Below are 16,146 nucleotides of genomic sequence, written 5' to 3' on the forward strand. Positions count from 1 at the left end.
GTTCTCCTTACTTGGCGAGCCACACGAAATACGTCATGAACAGGAACACGCCGACGATCATCAGCAGCGCGTAGTGGTAGAGGTAACCACTCTGGAAACCACGCACCACGGACGAGAAGCCACCCACGAGCTTCCAGCTGGCGTTGACAACACCGGTCTCGATCACGCCCTGATCACCACCCTTCCAGAGGCCGGTGCCCAACGCACGCGCGCCGCGCGCCAGCACGTTCTCGTTGAACCAGTCCATGTAGTACTTGTTCTCCAGAATCGTGATGATCGGCTTGAGCGCACGGCCAATGGCTGCAGGCACCGCGGGGTTGACCAGGTACATGTACCAGGCCGTCACGGCACCGGCGAGCGCCAGCCAGAACGGTGCGGTGGAGAAGGCGTGCAGAGCCATGGCCAGAGGTCCGTGGAACTCTTCGGCGAACTTCGCTACCGCCGGGTGAGCGGCAGAGTTGATCGTGATGGCGTCCTTGAGGAAATCACCAAACAGCATCGGCTGGATGGTCATGAAACCGATCACCACCGAAGGAATGGCCAGCAGCAGCAGCGGCACCGTCACCACCCAAGGGGTTTCATGAGGTTTGCCGTCGCCATGGTGACCATGGCCATGATCGTCATGCGCGTGGTGATCATCGTGCCCATGGTGGGCGTCCGGATTCTGGTCGTAGCGCTCCTTGCCGTGGAACACCAGGAAGTAGAGACGGAACGAGTAGAACGAAGTCACGAACACACCCGCCAGAACGGCAAAGTGCGCGAAACCGGCGGCCGGCAGGTTGCTGAAATGCACCGCCTCGATGATCGCGTCCTTGGAATAGAAACCCGCGAACAGCGGTGTGCCGATCAGGGCCAGGGTGCCCAGCAAAGAGGTGATCCAGGTGATGGGCATGTACTTGCGCACGCCGCCCATCCAGCGGATGTCCTGGTTGTGGTGCAGACCCATGATGACCGAGCCAGCTGCGAGGAACAGCAGGGCCTTGAAGAAGGCGTGGGTCATCAGGTGGAACACGGCCACCGAGTAGGCCGAGGCACCGAGCGCCACGGTCATGTAGCCCAGCTGCGAGAGCGTCGAGTACGCCACGACGCGCTTGATGTCGTTCTGGATGATGCCCAGGAAGCCCATGAACAGCGCCGTGATGGCACCGATCACCATGATGAAGTTCAGCGCGGTGTCCGACAGCTCGAACAGGGGCGACATGCGCGAGACCATGAAGATGCCGGCCGTCACCATGGTGGCGGCGTGGATCAGCGCGGAAATAGGCGTCGGGCCTTCCATGGAGTCGGGCAGCCAGACGTGCAGCGGGAACTGGGCCGATTTGCCCATCGCGCCGATGAACAGGCAGATGCAGATCACAGTGACCAGCATCCAGTCGGTACCAGGGAAGCCCAGCTTGGCCAGTTCGGGCGCCTTGGCGAACACCTCGCTGTAGTTCAGCGAGCCGCCGTAGGCCACGATCAGGCCGATGCCCAGGATGAAACCGAAGTCGCCGACGCGGTTGACCAGGAAGGCCTTCATGTTGGCGAAGATGGCTGTCGGCTTGTTGAACCAGAAGCCAATCAGCAGGTACGACACCAGACCCACCGCTTCCCAGCCAAAGAACAGCTGCAGCAGGTTGTTGCTCATCACCAGCATCAGCATGGAGAAGGTGAAGAGCGAGATGTAGGCGAAGAAGCGGTTGTAGCCAGCATCCTCTTCCATGTAGCCGATGGTGTAGAGGTGGACCATCAGCGAGACGAAGGTCACCACACACATCATCATGGCGGTCAGGCCGTCGACGAGAAAACCGATCTCCATCTTGAGGCCACCGACCACCATCCATTCGTAGATAGTTGCGTTGAAGCGGGCGCCGTCCAGCGCCACGCTCTTGAGCGTCATGGCCGAGATGATGAACGCCACCAGCACACCCAGAATCGTCAGAGAGTGCGAGGCGCGGCGGCCGATCACGTTGCCGCCGAACGTGGTGCCCAGAATGCCAGCGAGGGCCGAGCCGACCAGCGGCGCCAGCGGCACGGCCAGCAGGGTCGTTGCGGAAAGGGTGGTGCTCATGTTCTTAACCCTTGAGGGTGTTGAGTTCTTCTGCGCTGACGGTGGACTTGCTGCGGAACAACAGCACCAGAATGGCCAGGCCAATGGCCGACTCGGCGGCGGCCACCGTCAGGATGAAGAACACAAACACCTGTCCGTGCAGGTCTCCAAGGTAGTGGGAGAACGCGACAAAGTTCATATTGACCGCCAGCAGCATCAGCTCGATGGCCATCAGCAACACGATGATGTTCTTGCGGTTGAGAAAGATGCCGATGACGGACAGGGCGAAAAGGACTGCACCCACCGACAGGAAATGACCCAGTGACAGACTGGTGAAGCTCATGCTTTGCCCTCCTCCGCGGCAACTGCGCTGGCGGCAGCAGGTGTTTTGGTTGCAGCCATGGGCACCACCACCAGCCGGTCTGCGGCGCGCACGCGAACCTGCAGTCCCGGATCAATGGCCTTGCTGTCCTTGCGTTTGCGCAGTGTCAGTGCGATGGCCGCGAACATGGCCACCAGCAGAATCACCGCAGCAATCTCGACCGGGTACAGGTACTCGGTGTACATCAGCGTGCCAAGGGCCTTGGTGTTCGACACCTCGGCGCTCTGTGCCGCCACCGGCGCCACCATGTTCGGAAAGCCGACCCACAGCACGGCGATCAGCTCAGCGGCCACCAGCCCCCCCAGCGTGGCCGCCAATGGGAAGTTCTGCCAGAAGCCCCAACGGTCGCCATCGAGCTTGATATCCAGCATCATCACGACGAACAGGAACAGCACCATGACCGCGCCCAGATACACGAGCACCAGGGTCAGCCCAAGGAACTCGGCCTTGAGCAGCAGCCACAGGCCGGAAGCCTGCGAGAACGCCAACATCAGGAACAGCACGGCGTGCACCGGGTTGCGCGCGGTAATGACGCGGTAGGCGGCGAACAGCATCACCGCCGCGAACAAATAGAAAAAGCCGGTCTGGTAATCCATGGTCTTGTCTTTCGCCGGCTCAGCGGTACTTCGCGTCCGCCGCCTTGGCTGCAGCGATCTCGGGCTCGTATCGGTCCCCGACGGCCAGCAGCATTTCCTTGGTGAAGTACAGGTCACCGCGTTTTTCGCCGTGGTACTCAAGAATGTGGGTCTCGACGATGGCGTCGACCGGGCAGGCCTCTTCGCAGAAACCGCAGAAGATGCACTTGGTCAGATCGATGTCGTATCGGGTGGTGCGGCGGGTTCCATCTTCGCGCTCACCCGCTTCGATGGTGATGGCCATGGCGGGGCAGACCGCTTCACACAGCTTGCAGGCGATGCATCGTTCTTCGCCGTTCTCATAGCGGCGCTGGGCATGGAGACCGCGGAAACGAGGAGACAGCGGGGTCTTCTCTTCGGGGAACTGGACCGTGATCTTGCGACGCAGGGCGTAGCGGCCCGTCAGGGCCATGCCCTTGAAGAGCTCCAGCAGCATGAAGCTCTTGAAGAAGTCGCTCAGTGAAAAGGGGGCAACGGCGGAAGTGGACATGATCGATCGCCTTGCTTATTTCCAGAGGTTCCACGAGGTCTGCATCAGGCCGCCGACGAGCAGCAGCCAGACCAGCGTCACAGGAATGAAAATCTTCCAGCCCAGACGCATGATCTGGTCGTAGCGGAAACGGGGGAAGGTGGCGCGGATCCAGATGAACAGGGACACCACGAAGAAGGTCTTGGCACCCAGCCAGATCCAGCCAGGAATCCAGTTGAACAGGGCGCTGTCGATCGGGGGCAGCCAACCACCAAGGAACATCACCACCGCCAGAATGGACACCAACCACATGCTGGCGTACTCGGCCAGGAAGAAGATGGCAAAGCCCATGCCCGAGTACTCGACCATGTGACCGGCCACGATTTCCGCTTCGCCCTCGACCACGTCGAACGGGTGCCGGTTGGTTTCAGCCACACCCGAAATCAGGTAGACCAGAAAAATGGGCAGCAGCGGGAGCCAGTTCCAGGAAAGGAAGTCCAGCCCCATGTTCACGCCGTGACCCTTGGCCTGCGAGGCCACGATGTCGCCCAGATTCAGGCTGCCCGCAGTCATAACGACCACCAGGAAGCAGAAACCGATGGCGATCTCATAGCTCACCATCTGGGCAGAAGCGCGCAGCGCGCCCAGAAAGGCGTACTTGGAGTTGGAAGCCCAGCCGGCGATGATCACGCCATAGACCTCGATCGAGGTGATGGCCAGGATGACCAGCAAGCCGGCATTGATGTTGGCGATCACAGCTTCGGGGCCGAACGGGACCACCACCCAGGCGGCAAGGGCCGGCATGATGGCCATGATGGGACCCAGGCGGAACAGCCCGTTGCTGGCAGCGGTGGGGCTGATCAACTCCTTGGTCAGCAGCTTGACCGCATCGGCGATCGGCTGGAGCAGCCCGGCGGGGCCGACGCGGTTCGGGCCAAAGCGCACCTGCATGAAACCCAGCAGCTTGCGCTCCCACAGGGTCAGGTACGCCACGGCCCCCATCAGCGGGGCCACCACGGCAACGATCTTGAGCAGACTCCAGATGACTGGCCAAGCCGCGGTGGTCCACCAGGAAGCGTTGATGAGGCCAAGGCCTCCGTTGTACATCGCGTCGATCATGCGCGGGCTCCTCGGGCATCGCTCGTGAGTTGCAGCGAGGTGGCGCGACGCACCAGCCCATCGAGCTGGTAGATCGGCGCCACACAGGGCGAGGTATGGGCGGGCGACTGGTCGGCAGCAGCCGGTCCCACAGCGACATCGGCGTTGCTGAGACGAGACGCCGCCATCAGCGATCCACCCGCCACGCCAGGCAAGGCGGCAGCCAGTACCGCCTGCGAGGTGTCGGCGTCGAAACCAGGCAGGCCCATCAGGTTGCCGAGCACGCGCAGCACCTTCCAGGCCGGGCGGGCGTCGCCCAGCGGGCGCACCACCGCATGGAAACTCTGCAACCGGCCCTCTGCGTTGACGAAGGACCCGGAGGTTTCCGTGAAAGGCGCAATGGGCAACAAGACGTCGCTAATGTCCATGTTGGCTTTGAACGGGCTGAGCGTGACCACCATGTCGGCGGACTTCAGTCCTTCGGCTCCTTTGGCGCTGTCAAAGGCCGGCTCCGTGTTCAGGAGAATCGCGGCTTTCAGCTGCCCACCGAGCATCTGCGCGGCGTTGAGACCGCCCTGCCCCGGCACGGCGCGCACCAGCTGCGCACCGACGGTGTTGGCGGCTTCGGTGAGGTAGCCCACCGAGGCGCCCGTTTGCTGAGCAATCCAGTTGGCGAGTGCCAGCAGGCTGGAGGCTTTTTCGTGGTGGGCAGCGGCGTTGCCAATAAGGATGGCCTTCTGCTCGCCTCCCAGCAGGGACTTTGCCACCGCACGGGCCTCGTCGGTGATGCTGCCGGCAACCGGCGGTTGCACGCCGGCTTCCGCTGCGACTGCGGCAGCGACTCCGGCCAGAGCGCTGACCCAGACGCTGCTGTCGGCGAGCAACACGTTTTTCAGCGACATGGCCCAGTCCGGGGTCTGCGCAGCCAGCACATTGACCTGGCATCCCTTGCGGGCCGCCTGGCGGATGCGCTGGGCAAACAGCGGGTGGTCCTTGCGCAGGTTAGAGCCCACGACCAGCACGCGCTGCAACTGCGACAGCTCGGCAATCGGGCGCCCCAGCCACCGCGCCTGACCGACCGGCGCTGCGTTGCCGAAATCGGCATGGCGCAGACGGCTGTCGATGTTTTCGCTGCCCAGGCCACGCACCAGGGCACCGGCAAGAGACAGCTCTTCAACCGTGCTGTGCGGACTGGCCAGCAGACCGATGGTCGCCGCGCCGTGCTTGTCCTTGACGCCCTTGAGGCCGTTGGCCACGTATTCCAACGCAGTCTGCCAGTCCACGGCCTGCCACTGGCCACCCTGCTTGAGCATGGGCTGGGTCAGGCGGTCTTCACCGTTGAGGGCCTCGTAAGAGAAGCGGTCGCGATCGGCGATCCAGCATTCGTTGACGGCGTCGTTCTCCAGCGGGACCACGCGCATCACCTGGTGGTTCTTCACCTGAACGATCAGGTTGGCGCCAGTCGAGTCGTGCGGGCTCACGCTCTTGCGGCGCGAGAGTTCCCAGGTGCGGGCGCTGTAGCGGAAGGGCTTGCTGGTGAGCGCACCCACCGGGCAGATGTCGATCATGTTGCCCGAGAGCTCGGAGTCGACCGACTGACCAACAAAGGTCTCGATCTCGGCATGCTCGCCGCGGTTGGACATGCCCAGCTCCATCACGCCGGCGATCTCCTGGCCGAAACGCACGCAGCGGGTGCAGTGGATGCAACGGCTCATCTCCTCCATGGAGATCAGCGGTCCCACGTTCTTGTGGAACACCACGCGCTTTTCTTCTTGGTAGCGCGAGGCACCACCACCGTAGCCCACGGCCAGATCCTGCAGTTGGCACTCGCCGCCCTGGTCGCAGATCGGGCAGTCCAGCGGGTGGTTGATCAGCAGAAACTCCATGACCGACTTCTGGGCCTTGATGGCCTTGTCGGACTTGGTGCGCACGATCATGCCCATGGTCACCGGCGTGGCGCAGGCGGGCATGGGCTTTGGCGCCTTCTCCACCTCGACCAGGCACATGCGGCAGCTGGCGGCGATGGAGAGCTTCTTGTGATAGCAGAAGTGCGGGATGTAGGTGCCTGCCTTCTCGGCCGCATGCATGACCATGCTGCCCGGGGGCACTTCGACCTTCTGGCCGTCGAGTTCGATTTCAACCATGTTGTGTTCCGGATCAGGCAGAGGTCGCGGTGTCGGCCTTGATCATGGCCGCGAACTCGTGACGGAAGTGTTTGAGCATGGCGCGCACCGGCATGGCCGCTGCATCACCCAGGGCGCAGATCGTGCGGCCCATGATGTTCTCGGCCACGTTGTCCAGCAGGTCCATGTCGGCCGGTTTGGCTTCACCGCGCTGGATCTTGTCGACCAGGCGCCAGAGCCAGCCCGTGCCCTCACGGCAAGGCGTGCACTGACCGCAGGACTCGTGCATGTAGAAGTAGGACAGGCGCTTGAGCGACTCGACCATGCAGCGGGTGTCGTCCATCACGATCACTGCACCCGAGCCCAGCATGGAGCCGGCCTTGCTGATGGAGTCATAGTCCATCGTGCAGTCCATGACGATGTGGGCCGGCAGCACGGGTGAAGACGAACCACCAGGAATCACCGCCTTGAGCTGGCGGCCAGTGCGCACACCACCGGCCAGCTCCAGCAGCTTCGAGAACGGCGTGCCCATCGGGACTTCATAGTTGCCCGGCAGGTTCACGTCACCGCTGACCGAGAAGATCTTGGTACCGCCGTTGTTCGGCTTGCCGCATTCGAGGTAGGACTGGCCACCATTGCGGATGATCCAGGGCACCGCCGCGAAGGTCTCGGTGTTGTTGATCGTCGTCGGCTTGCCGTAGAGACCGAAACTGGCCGGGAACGGTGGCTTGAATCGGGGCTGTCCCTTCTTGCCTTCCAGCGATTCGAGCAGCGCCGTTTCTTCGCCGCAGATGTAGGCGCCAAAACCATGGTGGGCATGGAGCTGGAACGAGTAGTTCGAGCCCATGATGTTGTCGCCCAGGTAGCCCGCAGCGCGGGCTTCTTCCAGAGCAGCTTCGAAGCGCTCGTACACCTCGAAGATCTCACCGTGGATGTAGTTGTAACCAACGTTGATGCCCATGGCGTACGCCGCGATCGCCATGCCTTCGATGACGATGTGCGGGTTGTACATGAGGATGTCGCGGTCCTTGCAGGTGCCCGGTTCGCCTTCGTCCGAGTTGCACACGAGGTACTTCTGGCCGGGGAACTGGCGGGGCATGAAGCTCCACTTCAGACCCGACGGGAAGCCGGCGCCGCCACGGCCGCGAAGAGCGGACTCCTTGACGGTGGCGATCACCTGGTCCTGGGTCATGCCCACAGCACCGGTTTCAGGGTTCGGCGCCGAACCATCCATGCCCAGGACCTTGCGCAGGGCCTGGTAGCCACCACGCGCCTCATAGTCCCTGAGGGACCAGTTGCTGCCGTTCAGGTCCTTGTAGATCTGCGGCTCGATGTGGCGACCGTGAAAGCAGGTCTGCACGCCCGTGGCGGCAAACTGCGCGAGCACTTGCTGGGCGTTCATTGTTTGCCCTCCGCTGCCTTGAGGCCGTCGATCAGCTGGTCGAGCTTCTCGTTGCTCATGAAGCTGCACATGTGGCGGTCGTTCACCAACATCACCGGCGAATCGGCACAGGCGCCCAGGCATTCACTCTGCTGGAGCGTGAACAGGCCGTCCGCCGTGGTCTCGCCCATGGCGATGCCCAGCTTCTTTTCCAGGTGGTGCAACGCGGTATATCCGTCGCGCAGCTGGCACGGCAGATTGGTGCAGACGTTGAGCTTGAACTTGCCCACCGGCCGCTGGTTGTACATGTTGTAGAAGGTCGTCACTTCGTGGACGGCCATCACCGGCATGCCCAGGTAGTCGGCAATTGCCTGCTCGGCAGCATGGCTGACGTAGCCCTGCTCCTGCTGCACGATCGACAGACAAGCCATCACGGCGGACTGCGCTTGCTCGGCGGGGTACTTGGCCACTTCGCGGGCGAAGCGGACCTTGGTGGCCTCGGACAGTTCCATGGCCGTCACCGGGCCGTGGTTTGCGGGGGTCGAGATCATCGGTCAATCTCTCCAAAAACGATGTCCATCGTGCCGATGATGGCCACTGCATCGGCCAGCATGTGGCCCTTGGCCATTTCGTCCAGCGTGGACAGGTGCGTGAAGCCAGGGGCACGGATCTTCAACCGGTAGGGCTTGTTGGCGCCATCGCTCACCAGGTAGATGCCGAACTCGCCCTTGGGGTGCTCGACGGCAGCATAGGCCTCGCCTTCGGGCACGTGAAAACCTTCGGTGAAGAGCTTGAAGTGGTGGATCAGCTCCTCCATGCTCGACTTCATCGACTCGCGCGATGGCGGCGCCACCTTGTGGTTGTCGGTGATGACCGGACCCGGATTGGCGCGCAACCAGTCCACGCACTGCTTGATGATGCGATTGGACTGCTTCATCTCCTCCATGCGGACGAGGTAGCGGTCGTAGGTGTCACCGGTCTTGCCGACCGGGATATCGAATTCGACGCGGTCGTACACGTCGTAGGGCTGCTTCTTGCGCAGATCCCAGGCGATGCCGGAACCGCGGAGCATGGGACCGGTCATGCCCAGGTTGAGGGCACGCTCGGGCGTGACCACACCAATGCCGACAGTGCGCTGTTTCCAGATGCGGTTGTCGGTCAACAGCGTGTGGTACTCGGCCAGGTAGGTCGGAAACCGCTGGGTGAAGTCGTCAATGAAATCCAGCAACGAGCCCTGGCGGTTCTGGTTCAACTCCGCCATCGCCTTGGCATTGCGGATCTTGCTGTGCCTGTACTGCGGCATGCTGTCCGGCAGGTCACGATAGACACCGCCCGGACGGAAGTAGGCCGCATGCATGCGCGCACCCGACACGGCTTCGTACATGTCAAACAGGTCTTCACGCTCGCGGAACGCGTAGATCAGGATGGTCGAACTGCCGCAGTCGTTGCCGTGCGAACCGAGCCACATCAGGTGATTTAGCAGACGGGTGATCTCGCTGAACATCACCCGGATGTACTGCGCACGGATCGGCACTTCGATGCCCAGCAGCTTCTCGATGGCCAGGCAGTAGGCGTGCTCGTTGCACATCATGGACACGTAGTCGAGACGGTCCATGTAAGGCAGCGACTGGATGAAGGTCTTGTGCTCGGCCAGCTTTTCGGTGGCGCGGTGCAGCAACCCGATGTGCGGGTCGGCGCGCTGCACCACCTCACCATCGAGCTCCAGCACGAGGCGCAGCACGCCGTGCGCTGCGGGGTGCTGAGGACCGAAGTTCAGGGTGTAGTTCTTGATTTCAGCCATGATCAGTGCAGTCCGCCGTAGTTGTCTTCACGGATCACGCGGGGCGTGATTTCGCGAGGCTCGATCGTCACCGGCTCATAGACCACGCGCTGGCGCTCGGCGTCGTAGCGCATCTCGACATGACCCGACAGCGGGAAGTCCTTGCGGAAGGGGTGACCGATGAATCCATAGTCGGTCAGGATGCGGCGCAGGTCGTTGTGACCTTCGAACACAATGCCGTACAGGTCGAAGGCCTCACGCTCGTACCAGTTGGCCGCCGACCAGAGACCGGACACCGACGCCACCACCGGGAAGTCGTCCTCGGCGCAGAACACGCGCACGCGAAGCCTCTGATTGAGACTCACCGACAGCAGGTGAACAACCACCGCAAAACGAGGCCCCTCCCCGCGACCGTCGCCGTAGGTTGAGTAATCAATGCCACACAGATCTATGAGCTGCTCGAAACGCGTTTGCGGCGCATCACGCAAGGTCTGCATGACCTCAAGGTAATCAGATGCCGCCACCACCAGGGTGACCTCACCGCGATCTGTGGTGACAGACCGCGCGCGCTCGCCGAGCAGTTGGCTTACTTGGGCAGCAATGGTCTCGGCAGGGATGGAGAAAGCTGTGTCGCTCATGGGCCGTCTTTCTGACTCAGTCCTGGCACCGGTCAGGCGCGGGCAATCGTGTTGGTGCGACGGATCTTCTGCTGCAGCTGGATGATTCCGTAGATCAGCGCCTCGGCCGTCGGCGGACAGCCCGGCACGTAGACATCCACCGGCACGATGCGGTCACAGCCACGCACCACGGAATAGCTGTAGTGGTAGTAGCCACCACCATTGGCGCAAGACCCCATGGACAACACCCAACGGGGTTCGGCCATCTGGTCGTACACCTTGCGCAGAGCAGGCGCCATCTTGTTGCACAGGGTACCGGCCACGATCATCAGATCGGACTGGCGGGGACTGGCTCGGAACACCTCCGCGCCAAAACGGCCGATGTCATATCTCGCTGCGGCGGCGTGCATCATCTCCACGGCGCAGCAGGCCAGACCAAAGGTCATCGGCCATAGAGATCCGGTCTTGGCCCAGTTCACCACCGAGTCGTAGCTCGTGGTGATGAAGCCTTCTTTCAGGACGCCTTCAATCATGTGTGCTCCACAGCGCCAGCAGGCGCATCATTCCCAGTCCAGGGCGCCGATCTTCCAAGCGTAAACAAACCCGACCAGCAGATCGATCAGGAAGATCACGCCCACCCAGAAGCCGGTAGAACCGATGTCCGTCAGCGCAACCGCCCAGGGAATCAGGAACGCGATTTCAAGATCAAAGAGGATGAAGAGAATGGCCACCAGGTAGTAGCGGACATCGAACTTCATGCGGGCATCTTCGAAGGCCTCGAAGCCGCATTCGTAAGGGGAGTTTTTTTCGGGATCGGGCCGATTCGGCCCCAAGATGTAGCCCAATGCCTGGGGTATCACGCCTACGGCAACACCGACCAGGATGAACAAGAGCACAGGGAGATATTGTTCAAGATTCATCGTGGGTCGGTTCGATGCGCAGGACCCGATGGCCCTGCCTGCCTTTGTCTGGTGCCGACGGCGAGACTCGAACTCGCACAGCTTTCGCCACTACCCCCTCAAGATAGCGTGTCTACCAATTTCACCACGTCGGCTGGGTCTGCATTGTCTGGCTCACGAGGGCTGGTGTGAGCGCTCTCGACAACCCATAGAGTTTACCCTGAAACGATCCGGGTTTTCGATAATTCCCGGGCTTTTTCGGGGCGGCCGCCATGCTCCCTTCAAGCGGCCGCAAACACCTCCAGCTATTACTTGCCGGGGATCTGGGCTGCGCCGGTGGTCGGTGCAGCCGGGGCCTCAACCGGTGCGGCAGGAGCACCAGCCGGAGCACCTGAATCTGCCGGGATCTGCGTCGCGGGCACAACGCTTTCCAGCACGCTTCCAGAGCGAGCCGTCGTTGGAACAAGATTGCCGAAATAGGCCAGGCCCAGGGTGCAGGTCAGGAAGACGCCTGCGAGCACGGCCGTGGTGCGCGAAAGGAAGTTGGCGCCTCCGGAAGCCCCAAAAAGGCTCGCAGAACCCGCGCCACCGCCGAAGGCGGCACCGGCATCGGCGCCCTTGCCATGCTGCATGAGGATCAGGCCGATCATGCCGATGGCGGCAAGGATCTGGACAGCCTGGAGGATGGTCATCAAAACGTTCATGTCTGCTCCGAAAATGCGTGAGGGGAATGATCGTCAGCCGGCCGCGGCGACGATCTGCAGGAAGTCTGCGGCCTTGAGCGATGCACCACCGATCAGGCCGCCATCAATGTCGGGCTGGGCCAGCAGGCTGGCCGCATTGGCCGCATTCATGCTGCCGCCGTAGAGAATGTGCACCCGCTTGGGGTTCGTGGTCGCGGCGGCCAGTTGGGCCCGCAGGACGGCGTGAACAGCCTGCGCCATTTCCGGCGTGGCCGTCTTTCCGGTGCCGATGGCCCACACGGGCTCGTAGGCCACCACGATTTCGGTGATGCAATGGCCCACGGTGTGGATCACCGCCGCCAATTGGCGCTTGACCACCGACTCCGTTTCGTTCGCTTCGCGCTCGGCCAGGGTTTCACCGACGCACACGATAGGCGTGACGCCAGCCGACAGGGCGCGTTGCGCCTTGGTGGCCACGATCTCATCGGTCTCGCCGTGGTACTGGCGGCGCTCGCTGTGGCCGACGATGGCGTAGCGGCAGCCGAAGTCCTTGAGCATGGACACGCTGATCTCACCGGTGTACGCACCCTGTTCGTGGGCAGACACGTCCTGCGAACCCCAGGCGATCGGACTGCCCAGCAGCAGTGCTTGCAGCTGCGCCAGATAGGGCGCGGGTGCGCACAGTGCGACTTCGGCCAACGGCTGACCGATGCCCGCCAGCATGGCCCGAACCAAAGCTTCGTTGGCGGCCAGACTGCCATTCATCTTCCAGTTGCCGGCGATCAGTTTCTTGCTCATCTCAGTCTCCGAAAGGGATCAAGACCAAGTCAGCACGATCTTGCCGATGTGCTGATTGGACTCCATCAATGTGTGGGCCTCAGCGGCACGAGCCGCTGGGAAGGTGCTGTGGATCACAGGCCGGACCCCGCCCTGCTCCAGCAGCGGCCACACTTTCTCAAGAAGCGACTCAGCGATGGCGGCCTTGAACGCCACCGGTCTCGGCCGCAGCGTGGAACCGGTGATCACCAGCCGGCGGCGAAGCACAAGACCCGCATTGAATCCGGCCTTGACGCCCCCCTGCACCGCGATGATGACCAGGCGGCCGTCTTCGGCCAGACACTCGACTTCGCGCGCCACGTAGTCGCCCGCCACCATGTCGAGGACCACGTTCACGCCCTGCCCGTCCGTCAGCTCCTTGGCCACGGCCGAGAAGTCCTGTGTGCGGTAGTTGATGATGTGGTCAGCGCCGAGATCCTTGCAGGCGGCGCACTTCTCGTCGCTGCCGGCCGTGGCGATCACCGTGGCGCCAAAGGCCTTGGCCAGCTGGATCGCAGTGACACCGATGCCGCTGGTGCCACCCTGCACCAGCAGAGTTTCGCCAGCCTGCAGGCGGCCACGGTCGAAAACATTGCTCCAGACGGTGAAGAAGGTCTCGGGCAGTGCCGCGGCCTGCACATCGTCGAACCCGGCCGGCACAGGGAGGCACTGACCCACGGGTGCAACGCACCGCTCGGCGTAGCCGCCACCCGCCACCAGCGCACAGACCCGGTCACCGACCTTGAAGCCCGCCTGGGCCATGGCGTCGGCATCACCGGATTCGATGACGCCGGACACCTCAAGACCCGGCAGGTCGGAAGCACCCGGCGGCGGCGGATAGGAGCCGCTGCGTTGCAGCACATCCGGGCGATTCACACCCGAGGCACGCACGCGAATCAACACCTCGCCCGTCCCCGCCATCGGCGCCGGACGGTCCGTCAGGCGCAGGACCTCGGGCGCACCGAAACTGCTGATCTCGACCGCTTGCATGCCTTGGCCCAGCGACTTACTGTTGCTGTTGCTGGGCCTGCTCGCCGCCGCCATTGCGGTCCAGCAGCGCCTTCATGGACAGCTTGACGCGGCCCTTCTCGTCGGTCTCGAGCACCTTGACCTTCACGATCTGGCCTTCCTGCAGGTAGTCCGTGACCTTCTCGACGCGCTCGTGGGCGATCTGACTGATGTGCAGCAGGCCGTCCTTGCCGGGCAGCAGATTGACCAGGGCACCGAAGTCCAGGATCTTGGTGATCGGGCCTTCGTAGACCTTGCCCACTTCCACTTCGGCCGTGATCTCGGCGATGCGGCGCTTGGCCTCTTCCGCCTTGGCGCCGTCGGTGGAGGCGATGGTGATGGTGCCGTCTTCGCCGATGTCGATCTGGGTACCGGTCTCTTCGGTCAGCGCACGGATGGTGGCGCCGCCCTTGCCGATCACGTCGCGGATCTTCTCGGGGTTGATCTTCATGGTGTACAGGCGCGGTGCGAAGTTGGAGATTTCCGTCTTCGCTTCGCCCATGGCTTCCTGCATCTTGCCCAAGATGTGCATGCGCGCCTCCTTGGCCTGGGCCAGGGCGACCTGCATGATTTCCTTGGTGATGCCCTGGATCTTGATGTCCATCTGCAGGGCGGTGATTCCGTTGGTGGTGCCGGCCACCTTGAAGTCCATGTCGCCGAGGTGGTCCTCGTCGCCCAGGATATCGGTCAGCACCGCAAAGCGGTTGCCTTCCTTGATCAGACCCATGGCGATGCCGGCCACGTGGGCCTTCATCGGCACACCAGCGTCCATCAGCGCCAGGCAGCCGCCGCAGACGGAAGCCATGGACGACGAACCGTTGGACTCGGTGATTTCCGAGACCACGCGGATGGTGTACGGGAAGTCTTCCTTGGTCGGCAGCGCAGCAATCAGCGCGCGCTTGGCCAGACGGCCGTGGCCGATTTCGCGGCGCTTCGGAGAACCCACGCGACCAGTTTCGCCAGTGGCGAACGGAGGCATGTTGTAGTGCAGCATGAAGCGGTCTTCGAAGTCGCCGGACAGGGCGTCGATGCGCTGCGCGTCGCGGTCGGTGCCCAGCGTGGCGATCACCAGGGCCTGGGTTTCGCCGCGGGTGAACAGGGCCGACCCATGGGTGCGCGGCAGCACGCTGTTGCGGATTTCGATGGCGCGCACGGTGCGGGTGTCGCGGCCGTCGATGCGGGGTTCGCCGGCCAGGATCTGGCCACGCACGATGGCGGCTTCGATGTTGAACAGCAGGCCTTCGATGGCCACGCTGTCGAAGGCCGTACCTTCGGCCTTCAGGCCGTCCATCACGGCGGCGTAGGCCTCGCGACAGGCCTGGGTGCGGGCCTGCTTGTTGCGGATCTGGTAGGCGGCTTCCAGCTTGGCCTTGCCCAGGGCTTCGACCTTGGCAATCAGCGGCTCGTCCTTGGCGGGCGGCTGCCAGCTCCACTCGGGCTTGCCGGCGTCGCGCACCAGTTCGTTGATGGCGGCGATGGCGATGTTGCCCTGCTCGTGGCCGAACACCACGGCGCCCAGCATGACTTCTTCAGACAGCTGGTCGGCCTCGGATTCCACCATCAGCACAGCGGCTTGCGTACCGGCGACCACCAGGTCCATCTGGCTGTTCTGGCGCTCGGTCTGACCAGGGTTCAGCACGTACTGGCCGTTGATGTAGCCCACGCGGGCAGCACCGATCGGGCCGTTGAACGGGATGCCGGAGATCGACAGGGCGGCCGAGGTGGCGATCATGGCGGCGATGTCGGCGTCCACTTCCGGATTCAGCGACACCGTGTGGATGACCACCTGGACTTCGTTGAAGAAGCCGTCCGGGAACAGCGGGCGGATCGGGCGGTCGATCAGGCGGCTGGTCAGGGTTTCAAACTCGGAAGGACGGCCTTCGCGCTTGAAGAAGCTGCCGGGAATCTTGCCGGCGGCATAGGACTTTTCGAGGTAGTCGACGGTCAGGGGGAAGAAGTCCTGGCCAGCCTTGGCGTCTTTCTTGGCCACGACGGTGGCCAGCACCACGGTGCCTTCCATGTCGAGGAGCACGGCGCCGCTGGACTGGCGGGCGATTTCGCCGGTTTCCATGCGGACCGTGTGCTGGCCCCACTGGAAGGTCTTGGTGACTTTGTTGAACATGGTCATGTGTCTCTCCTGTTGAATGGGCGTCTTTGGCGCCGCCCGCGGCCCGGAGCCGGAAACCTGCAGAACACGATGCCATTCCAGCGGGCCTGCACCGTTGC

16 protein-coding genes and 1 tRNA gene are annotated in these 16,146 nt (G+C 63.0%); all 17 read right to left on the reverse strand.

Features of this window, described 5'->3' with window-relative positions:
• Positions 1-7 precede the first annotated feature (7 nt).
• A complete protein-coding gene (gene nuoL / locus HFL01S_RS03480; RefSeq protein ID WP_066254757.1) occupies positions 8-2,050 on the reverse strand; it encodes an NADH-quinone oxidoreductase subunit L in 2,043 nt (680 codons plus the stop codon).
• Between the two features lie 4 nt (positions 2,051-2,054).
• A complete protein-coding gene (gene nuoK, locus HFL01S_RS03485; protein ID WP_066254759.1) occupies positions 2,055-2,372 on the reverse strand; it encodes an NADH-quinone oxidoreductase subunit NuoK in 318 nt (105 codons plus the stop codon).
• Complete coding sequence (locus HFL01S_RS03490; protein ID WP_066254762.1) at positions 2,369-3,007, reverse strand: NADH-quinone oxidoreductase subunit J; 639 nt, start codon at positions 3,005-3,007, stop codon at positions 2,369-2,371. Before HFL01S_RS03490 ends, nuoK begins: the two co-directional genes overlap by 4 nt.
• Positions 3,008-3,026: 19 nt before the next feature.
• Positions 3,027-3,536: an NADH-quinone oxidoreductase subunit NuoI gene (nuoI, locus tag HFL01S_RS03495; RefSeq protein WP_066254764.1), complete on the reverse strand. Its 510-nt coding sequence runs from the start codon at positions 3,534-3,536 to the stop codon at positions 3,027-3,029.
• A gap of 15 nt (positions 3,537-3,551) precedes the next feature.
• The gene (gene nuoH / locus HFL01S_RS03500) at positions 3,552-4,634 is read right to left on the reverse strand and encodes an NADH-quinone oxidoreductase subunit NuoH (protein ID WP_066254766.1); all 1,083 of its coding nucleotides are present in this window, start codon (positions 4,632-4,634) and stop codon (positions 3,552-3,554) included.
• Positions 4,631-6,757 (reverse strand): NADH-quinone oxidoreductase subunit NuoG, encoded by a 2,127-nt coding sequence (gene nuoG, locus HFL01S_RS03505; protein WP_066254769.1) that lies wholly within the window; start codon positions 6,755-6,757, stop codon positions 4,631-4,633. The genes nuoH and nuoG overlap by 4 nt, the downstream gene beginning before the upstream one ends.
• 13 nt (positions 6,758-6,770) lie before the next feature.
• On the reverse strand, positions 6,771-8,138 hold the full coding sequence (gene nuoF / locus HFL01S_RS03510; protein WP_066254770.1) for an NADH-quinone oxidoreductase subunit NuoF: 1,368 nt from the start codon (positions 8,136-8,138) through the stop codon (positions 6,771-6,773).
• Complete coding sequence (gene nuoE, locus HFL01S_RS03515) at positions 8,135-8,668, reverse strand: NADH-quinone oxidoreductase subunit NuoE (protein WP_174525221.1); 534 nt, start codon at positions 8,666-8,668, stop codon at positions 8,135-8,137. The genes nuoF and nuoE overlap by 4 nt, the downstream gene beginning before the upstream one ends.
• Positions 8,665-9,918, reverse strand: coding sequence for an NADH-quinone oxidoreductase subunit D (locus tag HFL01S_RS03520; protein WP_066254774.1), 1,254 nt, complete (start codon positions 9,916-9,918; stop codon positions 8,665-8,667). Before HFL01S_RS03520 ends, nuoE begins: the two co-directional genes overlap by 4 nt.
• A gap of 2 nt (positions 9,919-9,920) precedes the next feature.
• Complete coding sequence (locus HFL01S_RS03525; RefSeq protein ID WP_066254777.1) at positions 9,921-10,535, reverse strand: NADH-quinone oxidoreductase subunit C; 615 nt, start codon at positions 10,533-10,535, stop codon at positions 9,921-9,923.
• Positions 10,536-10,567: 32 nt separating this feature from the next.
• Entirely contained in the window at positions 10,568-11,047 is a 480-nt protein-coding gene (locus HFL01S_RS03530; protein ID WP_066150065.1) for a NuoB/complex I 20 kDa subunit family protein, read from the reverse strand.
• Between the two features lie 27 nt (positions 11,048-11,074).
• Entirely contained in the window at positions 11,075-11,434 is a 360-nt protein-coding gene (locus tag HFL01S_RS03535) for an NADH-quinone oxidoreductase subunit A (protein WP_066254779.1), read from the reverse strand.
• Positions 11,435-11,483: 49 nt separating this feature from the next.
• Positions 11,484-11,568: transfer RNA gene (locus tag HFL01S_RS03540), tRNA-Leu, on the reverse strand.
• A 153-nt stretch (positions 11,569-11,721) separates the two neighbouring features.
• The gene (gene secG / locus HFL01S_RS03545) at positions 11,722-12,117 is read right to left on the reverse strand and encodes a preprotein translocase subunit SecG (protein WP_066254784.1); all 396 of its coding nucleotides are present in this window, start codon (positions 12,115-12,117) and stop codon (positions 11,722-11,724) included.
• A gap of 33 nt (positions 12,118-12,150) precedes the next feature.
• On the reverse strand, positions 12,151-12,894 hold the full coding sequence (gene tpiA / locus HFL01S_RS03550) for a triose-phosphate isomerase (RefSeq protein ID WP_066254787.1): 744 nt from the start codon (positions 12,892-12,894) through the stop codon (positions 12,151-12,153).
• 18 nt (positions 12,895-12,912) lie between these two features.
• Positions 12,913-13,902: an NAD(P)H-quinone oxidoreductase gene (locus HFL01S_RS03555; protein ID WP_066255449.1), complete on the reverse strand. Its 990-nt coding sequence runs from the start codon at positions 13,900-13,902 to the stop codon at positions 12,913-12,915.
• A 16-nt stretch (positions 13,903-13,918) separates the two neighbouring features.
• Positions 13,919-16,048 carry a polyribonucleotide nucleotidyltransferase gene (gene pnp, locus HFL01S_RS03560; protein ID WP_066254790.1) on the reverse strand — a complete coding sequence of 710 codons (2,130 nt, stop codon included), beginning with the start codon at positions 16,046-16,048 and terminating at the stop codon, positions 13,919-13,921.
• Positions 16,049-16,146: the final 98 nt, after the last annotated feature.

Origin of the sequence: Hydrogenophaga flava NBRC 102514 (genome assembly GCF_001571145.1) — a bacterium.
In the GTDB taxonomy this organism is placed as follows: Bacteria; Pseudomonadota; Gammaproteobacteria; order Burkholderiales; family Burkholderiaceae_C; genus Hydrogenophaga; species Hydrogenophaga flava.

Excerpts from the sequence above, each read along its gene's own strand:
- nuoH (WP_066254766.1), bottom strand. The coding sequence starts at position 4,634 with ATGATCGACGCGATGTACAACGGAGGCCTTGGCCTCATCAACGCTTCC.
- tpiA (WP_066254787.1), bottom strand. The coding sequence starts at position 12,894 with ATGAGCAAGAAACTGATCGCCGGCAACTGGAAGATGAATGGCAGTCTG.
- HFL01S_RS03555 (WP_066255449.1), bottom strand. The coding sequence starts at position 13,902 with ATGCAAGCGGTCGAGATCAGCAGTTTCGGTGCGCCCGAGGTCCTGCGC.
- HFL01S_RS03530 (WP_066150065.1), bottom strand. The coding sequence starts at position 11,047 with ATGATTGAAGGCGTCCTGAAAGAAGGCTTCATCACCACGAGCTACGAC.
- nuoF (WP_066254770.1), bottom strand. The coding sequence starts at position 8,138 with ATGAACGCCCAGCAAGTGCTCGCGCAGTTTGCCGCCACGGGCGTGCAG.
- HFL01S_RS03525 (WP_066254777.1), bottom strand. The coding sequence starts at position 10,535 with ATGAGCGACACAGCTTTCTCCATCCCTGCCGAGACCATTGCTGCCCAA.
- HFL01S_RS03535 (WP_066254779.1), bottom strand. The coding sequence starts at position 11,434 with ATGAATCTTGAACAATATCTCCCTGTGCTCTTGTTCATCCTGGTCGGT.
- nuoE (WP_174525221.1), bottom strand. The coding sequence starts at position 8,668 with ATGATCTCGACCCCCGCAAACCACGGCCCGGTGACGGCCATGGAACTG.
- HFL01S_RS03490 (WP_066254762.1), bottom strand. The coding sequence starts at position 3,007 with ATGGATTACCAGACCGGCTTTTTCTATTTGTTCGCGGCGGTGATGCTG.
- secG (WP_066254784.1), bottom strand. The coding sequence starts at position 12,117 with ATGAACGTTTTGATGACCATCCTCCAGGCTGTCCAGATCCTTGCCGCC.
- nuoK (WP_066254759.1), bottom strand. The coding sequence starts at position 2,372 with ATGAGCTTCACCAGTCTGTCACTGGGTCATTTCCTGTCGGTGGGTGCA.
- nuoL (WP_066254757.1), bottom strand. The coding sequence starts at position 2,050 with ATGAGCACCACCCTTTCCGCAACGACCCTGCTGGCCGTGCCGCTGGCG.
- HFL01S_RS03520 (WP_066254774.1), bottom strand. The coding sequence starts at position 9,918 with ATGGCTGAAATCAAGAACTACACCCTGAACTTCGGTCCTCAGCACCCC.
- pnp (WP_066254790.1), bottom strand. The coding sequence starts at position 16,048 with ATGACCATGTTCAACAAAGTCACCAAGACCTTCCAGTGGGGCCAGCAC.
- nuoI (WP_066254764.1), bottom strand. The coding sequence starts at position 3,536 with ATGTCCACTTCCGCCGTTGCCCCCTTTTCACTGAGCGACTTCTTCAAG.
- nuoG (WP_066254769.1), bottom strand. The coding sequence starts at position 6,757 with ATGGTTGAAATCGAACTCGACGGCCAGAAGGTCGAAGTGCCCCCGGGC.